Source organism: Mycoplasma simbae ATCC 49888 (assembly GCF_000702705.1).
Lineage (GTDB): Bacteria > Bacillota_I > Bacilli_A > Mycoplasmatales > Metamycoplasmataceae > Mycoplasmopsis > Mycoplasmopsis simbae.
Map to the genome: position 1 here is coordinate 60,611 of NZ_JNJG01000005.1, position 18,353 is coordinate 78,963.

Annotated in this window: 12 protein-coding genes and 1 pseudogene; 4 read left to right on the top strand and 9 right to left on the bottom strand. The window is 31.7% G+C overall.

The annotated features are described in order from the left end of the window. The first annotated feature begins 32 nt into the window (after positions 1-32). The 4 genes and pseudogenes from T329_RS0101200 to T329_RS0101215 all read left to right on the top strand — a co-directional run bounded on the left by T329_RS0101200 (position 33) and on the right by T329_RS0101215 (position 10,116). The gene (locus tag T329_RS0101200; RefSeq protein ID WP_029608623.1) at positions 33-764 is read left to right on the top strand and encodes a 2-oxo acid dehydrogenase subunit E2; all 732 of its coding nucleotides are present in this window, start codon (positions 33-35) and stop codon (positions 762-764) included. Between the two features lie 2 nt (positions 765-766). Beyond that, positions 767-997, top strand: a pseudogene (locus T329_RS0101205) (biotin/lipoyl-containing protein); the annotation flags it as partial. A gap of 129 nt (positions 998-1,126) precedes the next feature. After that, complete coding sequence (locus tag T329_RS0101210) at positions 1,127-9,133, top strand: ABC transporter permease (protein WP_029608625.1); 8,007 nt, start codon at positions 1,127-1,129, stop codon at positions 9,131-9,133. Further along, positions 9,133-10,116 carry an ABC transporter ATP-binding protein gene (locus T329_RS0101215; protein ID WP_036461357.1) on the top strand — a complete coding sequence of 328 codons (984 nt, stop codon included), beginning with the start codon at positions 9,133-9,135 and terminating at the stop codon, positions 10,114-10,116. The genes T329_RS0101210 and T329_RS0101215 overlap by 1 nt, the downstream gene beginning before the upstream one ends. Before the next feature lie 33 nt (positions 10,117-10,149). Here the strand turns inward: T329_RS0101215 and T329_RS0101220 are convergent, their stop codons facing one another. The 9 genes from T329_RS0101220 to mnmG form a co-directional block, all read right to left on the bottom strand. Further along, positions 10,150-10,572 (bottom strand): hypothetical protein, encoded by a 423-nt coding sequence (locus T329_RS0101220; RefSeq protein WP_029608627.1) that lies wholly within the window; start codon positions 10,570-10,572, stop codon positions 10,150-10,152. A 7-nt stretch (positions 10,573-10,579) separates the two neighbouring features. Beyond that, on the bottom strand, positions 10,580-11,440 hold the full coding sequence (gene ylqF / locus T329_RS0101225) for a ribosome biogenesis GTPase YlqF (RefSeq protein ID WP_029608628.1): 861 nt from the start codon (positions 11,438-11,440) through the stop codon (positions 10,580-10,582). Beyond that, a complete protein-coding gene (locus tag T329_RS0101230) occupies positions 11,440-11,679 on the bottom strand; it encodes a hypothetical protein (protein ID WP_029608629.1) in 240 nt (79 codons plus the stop codon). Before T329_RS0101230 ends, ylqF begins: the two co-directional genes overlap by 1 nt. Further along, positions 11,669-12,397, bottom strand: a complete 729-nt coding sequence (locus tag T329_RS0101235) for a TrmH family RNA methyltransferase (protein ID WP_029608630.1) — start codon at positions 12,395-12,397, stop codon at positions 11,669-11,671. Before T329_RS0101235 ends, T329_RS0101230 begins: the two co-directional genes overlap by 11 nt. Then, on the bottom strand, positions 12,387-12,917 hold the full coding sequence (locus tag T329_RS0101240; RefSeq protein WP_029608631.1) for a tRNA (cytidine(34)-2'-O)-methyltransferase: 531 nt from the start codon (positions 12,915-12,917) through the stop codon (positions 12,387-12,389). Before T329_RS0101240 ends, T329_RS0101235 begins: the two co-directional genes overlap by 11 nt. Before the next feature lie 83 nt (positions 12,918-13,000). Then, a complete protein-coding gene (gene tig, locus T329_RS0101245) occupies positions 13,001-14,488 on the bottom strand; it encodes a trigger factor (protein ID WP_029608632.1) in 1,488 nt (495 codons plus the stop codon). Positions 14,489-14,592: 104 nt separating this feature from the next. Then, on the bottom strand, positions 14,593-15,909 hold the full coding sequence (locus T329_RS0101250; protein WP_029608633.1) for an HAD family acid phosphatase: 1,317 nt from the start codon (positions 15,907-15,909) through the stop codon (positions 14,593-14,595). Between the two features lie 118 nt (positions 15,910-16,027). Then, positions 16,028-16,474, bottom strand: a complete 447-nt coding sequence (locus T329_RS0101255) for a 23S rRNA (pseudouridine(1915)-N(3))-methyltransferase RlmH (RefSeq protein ID WP_029608634.1) — start codon at positions 16,472-16,474, stop codon at positions 16,028-16,030. Next, positions 16,461-18,293, bottom strand: a complete 1,833-nt coding sequence (mnmG, locus tag T329_RS0101260) for a tRNA uridine-5-carboxymethylaminomethyl(34) synthesis enzyme MnmG (protein WP_029608635.1) — start codon at positions 18,291-18,293, stop codon at positions 16,461-16,463. Before mnmG ends, T329_RS0101255 begins: the two co-directional genes overlap by 14 nt. Positions 18,294-18,353: the final 60 nt, after the last annotated feature.

An 18,353-nucleotide genomic window follows, 5' to 3' on the forward strand; every position in this document is an offset into this window, starting at 1 on the left:
CTAAAAAAAACAAAACAAAAAAAGGATATAAAATGGCAGAATTTGTACAACCTAAAGCTTTAGAAGCTAAAGTTGAAAAAATAGCTCCAATCCGTAAAGCTATTGCAAAAAACTTAAAAACAGTTATGGATACTATCGCATATGTTTCACTTGTGCGTAAAGGCGAAGTGAACGCATTATGAGATTTCCGTAAAAAACATGTTGCAGAAGTTCAAGAAAGAGAAGGTGTTAAATTAACTTTCCTATCATGAATTCTAAAAGCAACTGCGATTGCTTTAACAGAATTTCCAGCATTTATCGGATCATGAAATGATCAAACTGGAGAGGTTACATACCCAGACACAGTTAATATCAACATTGCTGTTGACACACCATTTGGTCTAGTTGTTCCAGTTATTAGAAGTGCTGAAAAATTATCAATTGTAGAAATACAAAAAGAAATCGTTCGTTTAGCAGGTCTAGCACAAGCTAGAAAACTAACTATGAAAGACATGTCAGGCGGACACTTTACAATTACTAATGTTGGTTCAGTTGGCGTTCTACACGGTTCACCAATTCCTAACCTAGGGCAAGTAGCAATCTTAGCTGTTGGTGCTATTGCTGACGAAGTAAAAGTAAACAAAGATGGATCATTCGCTCCTACAAAACAACTATACTTATCGGTTGCTGCTGACCACCGTTGAGTTGATGGAGCTGACATGGCACGTCTAAATAACAGAATTTATGAATTATTAGAAAAACCAGAATTATTAGGAGAATTATAATTATGTTTAGAATGAAATTTACAGACATCGGAGAAGGTCTACACGAAGGAAAAGTTGCTGAAGTTTTTGTTAAAGTTGGTGACTCAGTTAAAGAAGGTGACTTACTATTCTCAGTTGAAACTGACAAAATGACATCAGAAATTCCTGCACCTACAACAGGTGTTATCGCTGAAGTTTTAATTGAAGCTGGAAGCGAAATCACAGTTGGTGACGAAATCTTTGTTATCGAAGAAAAATAATAAGACAATTAAACGCCACAAAAAGTGGTGTTTTTTATACATTTTTTGCTAATTTTATCAATATGGTAATTTTTCGTTTTAATTTATATTAATATAAAATATTAATATTGTTTAAGGAGCCATATGTGAAGATTATTTAAAGAAGTTTTTAAGTCTCTAAGTAAAAACAAAGTTGTGGTTATTGGACTAAGTATTCTAGTATTTTTAACCTCTGCTATTTTTACTTTGCTTTCTAGCGTACGTAACGTTATAGTTGGCGGTTATGATAACTACAAAAATGTTTCAAAATTACACGATATTAGTGTAGATTTAAACCTACCAACCCAAGGAAATGCTTTTAACCAAGGCTATTTTATTAACGGGGAAACTCTGGAATCATTAAGCAAAGAGAACAAAAAAACTTACTCGCCAATTGTGTATTATGTTGACGAAAGTGCACAATCACAATATGGTTCTTTTGCTCAAGAATATCTAACCAGCAATGAAAATGTTTTATCTTTAACTGAAGCTCCAGAATATATTCCATTTTCAACAATTGACTCAAACAACACTGATTTTGTCAATAAATTCTTTAAAAAATCCGATTTAATTCAACTTTATAGTATTGCTCGTAGTGAACAAAAAAACTCAACTAAAAACCCTAATGTTATCTTTGACATCAACGATGTTAACGCATTAAGTTTTAGAGTAAATTCAGACAAATATTATTTACAAGCATATGTTAAAAATAATGGCCAATATGTTGAAGATTCTAACGTTTTAACCTTAGCTAATAATTCGCAACTTAATACTCAAAAACCAATATTTTTGGGTGATATTTTGTCTTTAAAAACAATTGATGGCAAGCTTTATGCATCTCAAATTTCGAATCTATACGTTAATTTACAAACAGCCGAAATAACTGACGATTACGCAATTGGACAACATTGAATTGAAGAAGAATATGGAGCTACTATAAATCCAGCTCAAATAGCTAAAGCTCTTGGCTTTGTTTATTCAGATTTAAATGCAAACAATAATTTATTTATTTATGAGCAAGATACAAACAGAAAAGATTTGAGCACAATAATTGAAGGTGATTGACAGAACCTAAGTGAAACTTCACAATTTAAAAATAGTTTTTTACTTTCAGAATTCGTGGACCAAGACCTAAGTGTACAACAAGGCGTTTATTTAGATTTAGTTAAAAATAAAACATATTCACTAAATCCTGAATGAATTAACAATGTTGTTACTAAAACTGAGTTTTTACGTAATAACTACTACACAAGCTATGTTGACAAAGATAACAGCAAAAACAAATGAACTGGTGCTTTTAAAACATATATAGATTCGCTAGGGCAAATTAGAGTAGCAAACAGAAATTCTCAATGAGATAGTCTTGAGACCTTTTCAACCTGAAAAAAACAAAAAGTATCAACAAAATCTAAATTTAAATTTGATGCTGATGGCAATAAATGAATAATTGACTCAAACACACAAAAAACAACAACATCAGTATTGCCTTTAAGTTCTAGTTTTGATTATGCTGATATTAAATCAGTTAAATTATGAACCAATGATACAAGATTAAATCCAATTGATCAACCATACGAATTATTGAAAAAAGATTCAAAAACTATTGAAGATATTGAACTTTTATCAATGTATGATAGTGCTCAAAATAATTTTAGACAATTAAGTTATGCACAAAAAAACGATATTCTTTCAAACGAAAACTTATTAACTGAAAAATATACTATCATTAATTCAAAAGCTTATGAAGCTACCAAAGATTTAATAATTTCTAAAATTATTGAAAAAGTAGGCCCAGAAAACGTAGGTATTAGACAAAGCGTTACGGTAAGCGCAGTTGATGATGAAAATGGTGTTAAAAATTCATTCCATTTCATTAATGCTGGGGATCAAAATTATACAATTTCAGGCATTAAATTAAACATTGGTCAATTGTATAATGAACAACAAAGTCCTACGGCATTGACTCAATTATCAAGCTCAAGTGCTAATAACTACAACACAACACAATTAAGTCCATACGTTTCTTCATTGTTGCTGCAATCAATTTTTAAAAACCTTTATTCAGACCCCAACTACATATTGCCAATGTATGATTTTGCGTCTGTTACTGATTTTAATATTGAAACTGGTGAAGCAAGAGTTGAATACAATAAAAAAGTTGTTAGGTTAGCCGACTATAAAAATGATGGTCAAGACCACAATAATCAAACTACCCTTTTTGGAATTGTTGGCGTTAATAGTAAGTATAAATTAGTTCGTTTTGATGAAACAACCCGCTCATACAATGTTGTTTATCCGCAAAACATGCCTCAAGAAGGTATGGATGCAGGTTTACTAGCTCAATTTTTAAATCTACATAATTTAACAATCGCAACTAAATTTATTAAAACAGATGGCACAGGCTGAGTAGTTATTGATAAGGATTACCCAAATGTTAGCTACATCCCTACTTTTTATCTAGCGCCTAGATCTGATTTAATGCAAGATGTTTTGAAAAATGGACGTATTGATATACTTACTTCAACTATTGAAAAGTTTTTGTTAAATACTGATTTAGTTAAAAAGAACTTTATCAGCAGTGAGAATGTTCTAGAGTTATCGAACACATTGAAAAAAGTGTTAAATAATCACAATTTTGCATCTGTGTTTGCGAATGGTAAGATAAACAAAGGAATTATCACTGAAGTAATTTTTGATCTTGTTTACGAGTTAAGTCACCATCCAAAAGGTGATTTAGCAAAAGAAATTATTTTCAATATTATCCAGCAAGCAATTTCGCAAATTTCTACAAGCTCAGATTTAGAAACTCAAAAACATAAATTAATTTTTGAAGTAGATGCAATCTTTAAAAATGTACAGGCACTAACCCAAATCAACTTATCAAAATATATAACTCCAGAAGGTTTGGTAAATGCTTCAAGAGATCCAAAAATCGTAGTACAAGCTATCCAATCATTACTTGGTTCATTCGATTTACGTAAATTTAGTGAGCAGTCAAGAGAATGATTTAAAACACAAAACAACAAAGTTGTATACAATCAAGACAATCAACCGTATGTAACTAAATTGAGTACTGGCAACATAATTAAATGATTATTTAGCTCAATTGATTCAAAAACATTTAAGCAAAGTCTAGCATTATTAATCGAAAATTTAGACATACCAAAAATCATTAATTTAGATGATGATAAGTCAATTTTGTATCATTTATTGAATAATTTAGCTCCCGATTTAATAGCTCCATTAAGACCTATTATTGCTAAAATGGATGCTAAAATTGAAGGAAAGCAACCATATAGCAACTTTAAAGACGGTTTAATTAACATCATTAAAAATGTTGACTTTAATATCCTAGTTAATGAACTGAACAAAGTAAGCAAGAAACAATTTATTGATTATCAACAAAAAGAAGTTGATGCCAACAATAAAACTATTACTAAAACATACAAAATCATTTTAGATACTATTTCGCCACGTGATGGGTTGATTTCATTCGTGAAATCAATGTTTTCTCTAAGCGGTTCTAACCGTACATTTAAAGAAAACATCATTAAAATGTTTAATCTTTCAGCTAAAACTTCGCAAATTCAAATTGAAGGAAGCGATGATATAGTTTATATTCCTGCCGAAGATGACGAAAAGGTTTCATTCTTTGATTTTCTGGGTATTTTTGGCTCATTACTACAAGGAAAAGATTCATCAATTTTCAAAAATTATGTTTATGAACAACAAATCAATGAATTAATTCAAAATATTTCTAAGCAAACAACTGAGACAGTTGATTTTGGTTTATTATCGCCTGAATCAATCAAATTTATTGGTAAATTTACATTATTTAACCAAAAAACAAATAGACTAGAAGTTATTAATAAGCTAAACCTATTAAATAAATTTATTCGCCAAACCAAAGGAGGAACTAACTCATTTTTAGATGAAGTTGATAAAACAGGTACTGATTTATTGGCTGATTTGGCTAAATTCGAAGATGGTAACACTTCATGATTAATAATCAAAAAAGTTATTGAATCTGCTGCAGGTCTTGAAATTAACAATGAATATGCTTTAGCGCCGCAAGCATTTGATATTTACAAACCTTATATTCAAATGTTTTTAAACACTAAAGCAAATCAAGAGCAAGCTAATAAATTTGTTCAAGACTTTTTAGCACTTTCTGTAAAACCTTCAATTCTGCAATTAACTCAGAAAAAATCTACTGGGGACAACATCCCATTTGAGCAAAACTTAAATTACTACATTACAGAGTTTTTACAAAACCCTGAAACTGTAACGTTGTTTGCTACACAAAACAAACAATTTAAAAACGCAGATATTGAATCGTTTGCTAAAGCAAATGAGCAATATAGAGACTTTATTATTGAACACAAAAACACCTTGATTCAGCAACTTGCACTAATTGGAGCAAGTGCCAAATTTAGTTCTAATACAACAACACACAAAAACGGTATTTATCACCACACAATTAATAAATTTGTACAAAATTACCTTTCAAGTGCTGATTTTTATCAAGTTCGCGAAAATGTTTGAAACATGATTAATGAAATCAACCCTTCATTTTCAGTTCAAGCTTTTGGGATTTCAAACATTTTAATTAATCCAATCCTTAGATCTATTTTCCCTGAAATTCCTTTAACTTTCTTAGCTTCACAAAAAAGTCAACCTGGATTGATAAATGGTAACCTAGCTTACCTAGTGCTTAATAAATTAGGTGATTTTGAAGCACTTGCTCAAAGTAATTCTGAAGCAAACTTATTATTATCTTCTTCATTAGATAGTGTGTTTGCTGATGAAAATTCTGCCTATAAACCATTGAACTTAGATTCATCTTCAAATCTTTCAATTGACTCACCTTTTATTGATTTTATAGCACAAAAAGCAAAAACATTGCCAACTGTTTTTGGCATTAACCTTATTCAAATGGTGCCAGATTTACTTGGTAATATTGTTGAACCTAGAGCACTAAATGAAATCATATTCAATAGTTCTTCTAGCTACGTGGCAAAAGCAAACTTTGCATACTTAGTCAATAACAACAAGGAAATTTTCAACGGCTCAATTCCAACGGACCCACTAGAAATTGGTGATTTTGTCAATAATTTAGATCAAAAATACCTTTTAGACATTAATGGTGTTAAATTTATCATCGTTGGACAAGAAACCACAGTAGACTATATGTATCCTGTTCTTGATGAAAACAATTTACAAGTTAACACCCAAAATCAAGCCCTTGTTTATGTAAATCAAGAAGGATTTGCAAGAATTAAACTGGCGTATGGTGGTAATGTAATTAAGCAAGCACTGCTAGTTAAAAATAATGATGCGCAAGATTTAGCTACATTAAAAAAAGACATAACAAAAATTGTTGACCAATCAATTAGCGACTCAAACAAATTACAGCGTGTATTTTACGCCAATGAGCTTGACCCAATTAACCCAGAACGTGCATTGCGTTTAAACACCGTTGAATCAATAATTAAACTTATTTCTGTAGCAACACTAACACTGCTTGTAGCATTCACTGTCGTCGTTAGTGTGTCAATTATTTTCATTATTAAAAGATATATAGCTAATAAAAACAAAGTTTTAGGTATTTTACTAGCACAAGGCTACAGCGCCAACAGAATTGCTTTATCATTGACTGTTTTTGCTTTGGTTACATCAGTTATTGGTGGTGTTCTTGGCTATACAGTGGGTAATAGATTGCAATTGTTATTGCTAAATGTGTTCAGCAGTTATTGAACATTACCTAAGGAAACCCTGAGTTTTGACTGGGCTTCAATGATATTCACAGTCTTTATTCCATTCATTGGAATGAGTTTATTAATTTATATTGTTGCATTAATTTCTTTAAGATTTAAACCAACTGATTTAATGAGTGGTACGCTGGCATTGCCTAAATCTAAATTAGTGCAAAACTATGGCAAATTATTCAAAAAAGCCACAGTAAAAAGACGTTTCTCATTGATGTTATTGATGAGCAACTTCTGAAAATTAGTTGCTTTCAGCACCAGTGCATTGCTAACTTCAACAGCCACAATTTTTGGTATGGCAACTAATAACATTTTCAATGAAACGATCTCAAACACATACAAAAATAGACATTATACGTTTAGAGTTGACATGGAAACACCTTCTTTAGAGGGTGGCCCATACAAACTTTACACCCCTGATGAATTGCAAAAAAGTCTTTACACACCAATAGGTATATCTGTTGAAGCCCAAAGGGAAACAAATGATTACTTTAGACCTGGATATTCATCAGTAATTAATGCGCACGGTCACAACGGTATTAAAAATCATGCCGATTCATTCTACGATTCGCACGTTGTTACTCAATTCTCTGCATCAATTAAGGTAGATGCTGGTGTATCTGCAGATCCATGGTTAGTTGCTTATAACTCAATGCCTGACTCACAAAAAGCTAAAATTGACAAAGCAAGAGACAAAGTAGGTATTTTACTAGAAAAATCTCAAGCAGACTCAACACGCTTCTTTGTTGCAGATAAAACAACAAAACACTTGAAATTTATTGATCAAAATAACAAAGAATTAAACTTTTTCAAATACTACAAATCACCTTTTGAAAAATTAGGTAGATTTGTGCTAGCATGATGAAATGGTGAAGAATATGAACAAAAACCAATCACAACTGATCCATTTATTCGTGAAGAATATAGAAACTTCTTAGTAAAAGGTTACGCTAAATTACAAGCTAGAATTCGTGAAGAACGCCAAAATCCAGCTCTAATTGTTAAAGCTCCAAACGGTGTTGAGCCTGATTATGCTAACTTTGATTACTGATTGCAAGATGCTGGACCAATTTATGGCCCAACGCTAAACGATTATTTTATCAGCTTTGGTGGTGTATACTACAACGCTGATTATGATGAAGTTTATACATATATATTGTCAAATTACAACAATAAAGACATTAAAATTTATGGTTATCGTCAAGATACTAAACTAGTTGACTTAACCGATGCGAACAATGCTGATTTATACGAAAAATTGAATAATTTCAATAAAGAATCAGTATATCCATTGATTATTAACGAAGTTGTATCAAGACAAAACGGACTTTATGTTGGCGATACTATTGAACTAGATATCAACAACCACATTAAAAGATTTTATGACAAAATTAAAGTTGCTATTGATCCAACTCAATCACAACAAAGAAAAGCTAAATTTGAAATTATTGGTATTAACCAAACATTTATCAATAGTGAATACATTACAACTTATGAAGCAGCCAACGAATTAGTTGGTTTCAATGAATTGAACTTACCAGATAATTTTGTTAAATTTAACGGCGTGTTAACCAACAACGCAAACCCAATTCAAGTTACTGGTTCGACTGGACTATACGCACCAAGTGGTTATTGATCTGGTTTAGATAGTTTTAACCTTTCTTCTGCCTCAATTGAGTCATTGCAAGCTATGTTTGATCAAATATTTAATCCGCAAACTGGTGTGCTAGCACGTACAATTAGTGCTAATGAGATAATGAAATTTATTGATCCTTCAAGCTCGACATTTGATCAAAGCAAATATGATTCGATTAGAGAACAACCACAAGAAGCATTGGCTAAATTTGCATCAATATACAACAATAAGATTTATATTGCTTTAAGTACATCGATAGACTCAAGGGATATTGAATCAGGCTTTGCAGCTCAAATCGGTAACACAATCCAAACAATCACTGTTGCTGTAATTGCATTAAGTTTTGCGATTTCGCTAATTATTCTAGTCATTATGTCAACAATAATGATTGGTGAAAACCAAAAAAATATTGCAATTTGATCGATTCAAGGATATAAACAACGTGAAAAAATTAATATGTACTTCTCAGTTTATATTCCATTCATCTTACTGGCTATTTTAATATCTATTCCAATAGCTGCCTTAGTAATGTATGGTTTTTCAGCCAGCTTACTCGCATTCACGAATGTGTCGCTAATGCTAACGCTTAGCCCAACATATGTGTTCTTAACCACTGCAATTATGTTTGGAATCTTCATCGTCACATCATTCATCACTTGACTAACAGTTAACCAAATGAAACCTGTAGACTTATTGAAAGGAAAATAATGTTTAAATTCAACAAAAATAAAAAATCAGAAGACAAAAAACCACATATTAACAGCGTTGATGATCAACTTGAGATTTTGCAATCTCAAACAAGTGAACACAGTGTTAAATATAAGCTTTCTAAGTCTAATGTATTTGAAATAATGGACAATACTCCGCAAATAAAAAACATTGTTGCTCCTAAATCTGTTTGCAGATACATTGTGAAATTAGGGCGTAAAAAACGTCGTAAAGATGCAGGAATTAATCTAAAAAACACTGGCGATAATATTATTGAAGTAAAAGATGTAAGTAAATATTATGTAACAGGTCAAACGATTACTAAGGTTTTAAAGCATGTTAATTTAGAAATTAAACGTGGCGAAATTGTGTTAATTTTAGGTGTTAGTGGTGGTGGTAAATCAACACTATTAAACTTAATTTCTGGTCTGGATAGACCAACTCGTGGTGACATAGTTATTGAAAACCTTAACTTGCCATATTATTCAAATCGAGCTTTAACTAAGTTCAGACGCGATAGCGTTAGCTTTATTTTCCAAAACTACAACTTGCTTGAAAATTTAAATGCATTTGACAACGTTTTAACAGGTGCGTGATTACAAAAAGATGTAAAAAGAAGACTTCCACTTGATGAGTTGTTTAAAACCTATGAAATGGTGGATGAAATCAACAAATTTCCTCCACAAATGTCAGGGGGTCAGCAGCAACGTGTCTCAATCATGCGTGCATTGGCAAAAAATGCACCTATCATCTTTGCTGATGAACCTACAGGTGCTCTTGACGAACAAACAACCAGAATAGTTCTTAACTCTCTTTACCAAGCGAACAGAGATTGAAAAACAACTGTAGTTATGGTGTCACATAACCCTGCAATGTCTTCAATGTGTCATAAAGTTGTTCATATTGATAAAGGTGTTATTAAAAAAATTGATATCAATCCTAACCCACTTCACCCAGATGAAATTGGGTTATATAATGAATAAAAAATTAGGTCTCCAAAACCTAATTTTTTTCGTTTATTTACTGAATTTTTCAATATCATCTTCAGTTGGCAGAATGTACTTGCTTGGTCAACGAATTAATCCTAAGCGGATTCACAATTGTACTTGCTTACGCATTTTAAAAATATCTGCGCCTTTTTCAACACGTTTTACTATTGAAAAAAAGAAAATGTTGACGCTTACAAAATACCAAACCGCAATAGCACAAAGCCCTATAATTACGACTGCTGAAATATTTGTTGCTGATACAGTGTTAGATGTAGCTGGTCTCACTAATGCGTAAATTAAAAGACCAAACACGGCACTAAACAGCAACGCAATAATGCTAGTTGATTGAATATTGAATCAAGTTCTTGACTTTAAAATGTGATAATTTTTATCAATGACTTTTTGCCAAATATCAACTTTTTCTTCAAATGTATGTTTTTTTCTCTTCATTTTTCTCCTAATCGTATGTCACGCCTTTTAACTCACGAACCCAGTTTAAGAAGTATTTATAAGCTCGTGGCAGGTCAATTTTATTATTAATTTTAAAGTTTTTATTGTTAGCTATAGTGCTAAAGATATTGTGTTTTATCACTTCATCTAAGACTGAATATTGATTAATATCAACACCAAATTCTTCGTTGAATTTGTCAGGATAATATGTATGGATCACATCAATATAACTATTAGCTAAAAACACAGTTGGAAAAATTTTTGTTTCAATTGAACCAATCATTGCCAGCTTAGTAGCAGCGATCTGGTCTTCTTGTTTAGGGATTAAAATCCCTGGTGTATCCATGAAAAAGAATTCGTCAATTGCTACTCATTGCTTAGCGCGCGTAACTCCTGGGTAGTTAGCCACTTTTAAAGATTTTTTCTGACTTATCAAATTAATTAAAGTGCTTTTTCCAGCGTTTGGCACACCTAAAACGAATGCTTTAACCTTTGGATTTAATAGGCCTTTTTGTTTATCTTTTTGAATTTTAGGCTGCATTATTTTTTTGATGTTATTTAAAATGATTTGACGTGAGGACTGCTTTCTTAGGTCTAATCATAAAATTGTTGAACCTTTAAATCTGGCTTCAATGTGCTGTTTTTTATTTTTATCCATTAAATCAGATTTAGTAATCACAAATAAACGAGGTTTTTGTGGAGCGATTGAATCAAAATCTTCGTTATAGCTACTAATTGGGCAGCGCGCATCAAGAACAATAATAAAAATATCGGCTAAAGTTGCGTTTGTTTTAATTTCCTTCATACCCTTAGCCATATGGCCTGGGTATCAGTTAATTAAGTTGTTGTAATCTTCTCCAATTTTCATTATTTTTCATCACTTTCTAATTTATTTTGGAATTCAAGACGACTAACTTGTGCTTTAAGAGCATCTATTTCGCCTACTTGTTTAGCTATAATTTCCTCTAAGTTTTTGATTTGAATTTGCTGTTGTTCACATAAATAAACAAATTCATTAATAACTTCATGAATACCAGGGACGCTATAACCGTTTAATTCACGCTTAGTATTATTGAATTTTTCAATAATTTTCTCTTTATTGTTCATTGTTACCTCGCTTACATTCATTCAATATTATTCCTGCGGCCACGGCTACATTTAAGCTTTCAAAATAAATTGGGATATATATTTTATTTGTTGCATATTTATATAGATTTGGATTAATCCCTCTGCCCTCATTACCTAGTACTATCACCTTATTTTGGGTTGGATATGAAATTGAATCATATGCGACAGAATCAGTATCTAATGTAGTCATATACACTGCATGAGTTTGTTTTAGCTTCATTAATTCTTGTTCAGCAGCAGTGTATTTAACAACTTTAATTTTGAATATTGCGCCTTGAGTTGAACGAATTATTTTAGGATTGTATACATCTACATTCGTGTATATAGTATCGAAACCAAAAGCCAAAGCAGTTCTAATAATTGTTCCAACATTGCCAGGGTCTTGAACATTGTCACAAAACACAATATTGTTTTCTACATTTGTGTTTTGGGGTTTACGAACTAAAGCAACACTGCCTTGTGGTGTTTTGGTTGTTGATATTGAATTAAGCACGTTATCAGTTATTTTTATTGAGTTTGGGAACAAATTTTGAGTATTTAACTCAAATATTTGTTCAATTTTAGCTCCGCTGTTTACTGCTTCGTTGATTAAGTGTTGACCTTCAATAATAAATAAATTTTCATCGCCTTTGGCCAGTATTTTTTTGACTCGTTTAATGGTTTCGTTAGCGGTGCTGGAAATAAATTTATTCTCCATCTTGCTCCAAATAGTGTTTACCTTTTTGAGTTTCAAAAAAGCTTAATCCGTCAAAATTCAACTGTCTCATCACTTCAAATCCAATGATGCTAACGCAGTTAGCTAAATTCATACTACGCATCGCTGAAACCATTGGAATACGCAAGCAATTTTCAATATTTTTTGTCAAAATTTCTTTGTCAATCCCTGTTGATTCACGTCCAAACATCACTCAAATCTCGCCATCTTTTTTAGCAACACTTTTATAATTTGGTTCCACATAACTTTTTAAGCCGTAGCGAGTTATGTAAAAAATGTGTTTATCTGAGTATTTTTGTGCAAAATCTTCATAACTGGCATGGACTTCGTGTTGAATATCACTTAGTAAACGTCCTGCTGCAGGTCTAGAAAGTTTGGATGGTAATAATTCAAAACCTAAAGGTTTGATTATGTGCAATTTAGCTCCCAAGGCATAGCAAGTTCTAATTATATTGCCAGTGTTTGGCGAAATTTCAGGTTGATATAAGACAATGTGTAGCATTTTCACTCCTTAATATTTATATATTTTAACAAAAAGAACACTAAGGCGTTGTATATAAAAATGTCGCTAACGCGACATCAATATTATTTTTCTTCTTTTGCTTTGTTTTCAGCTTCTTTTTTAGCTGCAGCTTCAGCAATTTCTTTTTCTCTTTGAGCTTTTAATTCTTCAGCTCTTTTGTTTCATTCTTCAGAAATTTTGTTTGCTTCAGTAACTAATTCTTCTTCTAATTTAGCAAGTTTTTCACCATTTTTAGCATCTTTAGCTAGAAGTAATGCTTTAATGTGTTTTCTTTCTAAAATACGTTCTTCAATTTGTTTTTTGTTAGCTTCATCTTGCAAGAAGAAACCAGTTAGAAATACTGTTGGCAATCCTGTACTCATTGAAGTTAGGCTAGCTCAAGTTTGAATTTCTTCTTTTGAAAGTTCTTTACCTTCTGAAACTGATTTTAGTAGGTGTTGAGCAACTAAACTGAAAGCAATGTTTTGTTTTTCTTCTTCAAACACTAATTTATCAAATTCTTCTTCAGTTTTGTCTAAAACGTGTAAGTATTCTTCAAATTTAATGTTTTGTTGTTTAAGTTGATCAACAACTTGTTTACGTTTTTGTTCAACTTGGTAACGAATGAATAGATCATTTATTTTAACTTCGTTTTTAGCAACTGTTTCTGAAACGTATGCTTCGATAAATTTGTTTAATGATAATTCAATCTCGTTATTTAAAATAACTCATTTTAGAACTTGTTTTGCTTCTTCAACTGTTTTAGCTTGGCCAGCTCTTAAAGCATATAAGTTTTCTTCAGTTAATTCAGTTTTTTCAGGTCTTTTTGCTGCAACAATTTCAACATCAAAAGTAGCTTTTTGGCCCGCTAATTTATCAACTGGGTATGTTTTAGGGAATGTAACTACAACTTCACCTTTGTAACCTACTGTTTTGTCAACAAGTTGTTCTTCAAATGTGTCAATAAATGTTTTTGAACCTAATTTAAGATCAAATTTTTCAGCTTGACCACCGTCAAAAGCTTCATCGTTTACATAACCCTTGTAGTTAAGTGTAACTGTGTCGCCTAATTGAGTTTTATCATTTGCTTCAAGCGGCAATTGGATAGCTGTTTCTTTTAATTTTTCTTCAATGTAAGCATCTACATCTTTGTCAGTAACTTTTGGTAATTCAAATTTAACTTTAACATCTTTATCATCAATTTTTGACAAGTCAGCATCAAGTGGATAAATAACGTCAAATTTAACTGACTCTTTGCTAATTTCTTGAATGCTAATGTTTGGTTGAACAGCAACAACTCTGCTTGTTTCCGCTTTTAATTCTTCAAAGATATTTTGTAATTCGCTAGCTAAATATTTGTTTAGTGCATCTTCAAACACTTGACCTTGTGAAATGTATTTACGAGCAACATCAGCAGGAACTTTACCTTTTCTAAAGCCTTTAATTTTTAGGTTTTTAATTAAATCTGTTGTTGATTTTTCTTGGTATTGTTCTCAATCTTTACCTTTTAATTCAACAGTTTTTTTGATTTCTACTTTGTTTTCATCAATAGTGATGTTTTTCTTTGACATAAATCTCCTTAAATATCTAACTTGATATATTTACTAATTTTATAATAAAATTTTTATTTTTATATTGAATTTACAACAAAAGCAACCTTAGTGTTGCTAGTGTATTATTGTCCTGTTGTGGTGCTTTCTTTAGCATCATTTGAGTTTGCATTAATTTGTTTTAATGCTTCTCAAAGTTTTTTGTATGAACCATAACTAAATTCTTTTTGTCAACCACCATACATTGCGTTTCCTGGTACTTGCACGTTAAATTGGTGTCAACTTAAATCTTGAATATTAGCGTTTACACCAGTAACATATCCAGACTCATTTGTTTGGTATGTTGCTGTCACTTTTACACCTTGAGCGCCTTTATAATCCGTGAAAAGTTTTTGAATTTTCTCATTTTTTGAAAATTCAACATTTTTATCATTGCTTTCTAATGGTTTATACGCATCGTCATAAAAATCGTTGAAATCGTCACCAATTTTCATAATAACCTTGGCAACAATTTTATCTCCTGAACCAGTCTGACTAGCTCCAAAGTTTCAGCCTGCAGTGTTGTCACTTACAGCATTCATTCTTTGGTTTTTGCTTGTGGCTTTAGCAAGTTTTTTGCGTTCTGAAGAATCTTCAGTGTTTTTGAAGGCTTCAATAGCTGTTTTTCATGGTGTTTTATCGCTAAATTGACCATCTTTATCAACTGGAATAACACCTGAACATCAAAACATTCAATCGTGTACATATTTTTCAGGTAATCCAGCAGCAATTAAATTCTTTTTAATTCCTTGAATTGAAGATTCAAGTTGTCTAATTCCTGAGTTAAATAAAACAACACCACCATTTTCAAACACGTGTTTGATAAATTCAATTGCACCAGGAATAGCTCTTCTTTGCCCTTTGGCATCAACGCTATCTTTTAAGTCTTCACTGAATTTTCCATTGTTTTTAACAACTGTTCAACTTTCAGTGTATTCATTCATGAATACAGTTTCGTCAATATCCATAAACACAACCGGAATAGCTTTTCCTTCTGTTGGGTTGGATACAATACCTGTTTCTTTGTTTACTTTGTCGTATTCGATATTATCGTTCTCAGCCTTAAGTTTAAGATTATCAAATGCAGCAGTTGCTAACGCGTAAGCTTGTAAAGAAGCCATTCTTTGTTCGGCTGATTTCATGTATCAAACAATAGCTGATACGATTCCAGCTCCTGAGTTTAATTTTGAAATTAATTCAGCTTTTTGGTCAGCATCTGTAAATAATTTATCAATTAGTGCTAATTGATCTGATTTTTTTAATTTCTTGATTTCAGTTTCAAGATATTCTTTTTGTTCAGCTTCGCTTCTAACTTTTTGATCGTTTGTACAAGCCGCAGCCAACATTGGCATTGAAGCCATTGTAACTAATGAAGAAAGTAAAAATTTGTATTTTTTGCTCATATATCCTCCAATTTATTGATTAATTTAATTATATTAAATTATCAAGCTAATTTGTTTGTTAACAGATTAAATTAATAAAAATAAACACAAAATTCAAGTATTTTGAGTAAATTTGTGTTTATTTATGATATTTTTTGTTTGCCAATATTGTGTTTGCTCTATATATTTGCTCTAGTAACATAACTCGAAAAAGTTGGTGTGGAAAAGTCATTTTAGAAAAGCAAATTTTTAAATTGTGCGGAATTAAATCTTCTTGCATCCCGTCAGAACCGCCAATAATAAAGGTTAAATCTTGATTACTATCAACATATTGACTTAGCTGTACAGAGTCAATTTGTTTACCTTGCAACGAGCATAAAACTACAAAACTAGACTTATCAATATGTTCAATAATTGAATTAGTTTCTTTTAGCTTTTTAACTTCAGAATTTTTTTCGTTGCTTTGCTCTTTGACCTCAATTATTGAAAAATTTGAGTATTGAGCAACACGTTTTTCATAATGTTGAGAAATTTGTTTAAATTCGCTAGAGACTGACCCAACTACAATAAGTTTAATTTTTCTCACTATTTCTGCTTTCAATGTGGAACATTAACATTTGGATATCAGCTGGGTTAATTCCACTAATTCTACTTGCTTGACCAATGGTAAGCGGTTTAATTGCCATGAATTTTTGTTTGGCTTCAGTAGCAATATTTTTAACTTTTTCATAGTCAATGTCTGCAGGAATTTTTAAGTTTTCCAAACGCACCATTTTAGTTGCATCAGTTTTTTGTTTTTCAATATAGCCGTGCAATCTAACCATTATTGTTAATTCACGCTTGTATTTAAAATCGCCAATTACATCATCAGGATCTACATCGGGACGCGATAAAACTTTTAACATGGTTACACCATCATAAATTTTATATTTGTGTGCTAGTTCCGATTTTCCAGATAAGAATGTGTTGTGTAAACGTTCAATTTCAGCATCAATTACTGCATATTTATCAATAACTTCTTGGTATTGTTCTTTTGACAATGTGCCAGCATAGAAGCCGTATTCTGCTAATCTAATATCTGCATTATCATTACGCAAAAGAAGTCTGTATTCAGCGCGTGATGTAAGCATTCTGTAAGGTTCCTTAGTTCCTTTTGTTACTAAATCATCAATCAATACACCTAAATAACCATGGTTACGCAAAATAATTACGGGTTCTTTATTTTGTATTTTTAATCCAGCATTAATCCCGGCAATAATTCCTTGACCAGCAGCCTCTTCATAGCCACTTGTACCATTAATTTGGCCCGCAGTGAATAAGTTTTCAACAACTTTTGTTTCTAATGATGGTTTTAACTGCAATGGATCAATTGCGTCGTATTCAATAGCATAAGCTCATTTTTGTACTCTGGCGTTTTTTAAACCTGGGATAGTTCTGATTAGTTTATCTTGCACGTCAATTGGCAATGATGTTGATAAACCATTCACGTATGTTATTGAGCCATCAGCTGTTTCGGGTTCAAAGAAAATTTGGTGACGAGGTTTTTCGGCAAATTTAACAATTTTGTCTTCAATAGAAGGACAATATCTTGGCCCAATACCTTCAATTAATCCTGAATACATTGCACTTTTGTGTAAGTTTGCATTAATTAATTCGTGTGTTTCAGGAGTTGTGTAAGTAAGATGGCAAGCAATTTGAGCAGGTGTGTCCACGTGCGATCTAGATGAAAAGCTCAAGTTGATATCTTCCAGAACTTCTTGCTCAACTTCTGTATAATCAATTGAATCTGATCAAATTCTGGGAGGTGTACCAGTTTTAAGTCTTTGCAAACTAAAACCTGCTTGTTTTAATGATTCGGAAAGATTTTTTGTTGTTTTTTCGTTATCTGGACCACTTGATACTGACTCAGATCCCCTTAAGATTCTTGAATCCATGTAGGTGCCTGTAGTAATAACTCCAACTTTTGCAAAAATTTGCTCTCCAGAGTCAATCACCACACCTTTAAAAGTTCCATTTTCAACAATTAAAGATTCAACTCCTGCTTCTAGTAAGTCAAGATTCGGCTCTTTTTCAACATATTCACCAATAATTTGCGAGTATTTTTCTTTATCAATTTGTGCTCTTAAAGCTCATACCGCAGGACCTTTAGATTGGTTTAGCATTTTAAGCTGAATTGTAGCTAAATCAGCTCATAAACCTTGCATACCGCCTAAAGCATCAATTTCACGTGTTATTATTCCTTTAGCGGGACCTCCAATTGAAGGGTTGCATGGCATCATTCCTAACCTGTTTTTATTGAAAGAAATTAATAGTGTTTTGTGTCCTTGGTGTGCTAAAGCAAACGCAGCCTCTAGACCTGCGTGCCCCCCACCAACAACTAAAGCATCATATGTTTTAATATTCATGTTCTAAATTTTAATTTAAAAATAAATTTATTGCTAATAATAATATTAAGAATAAGTTTA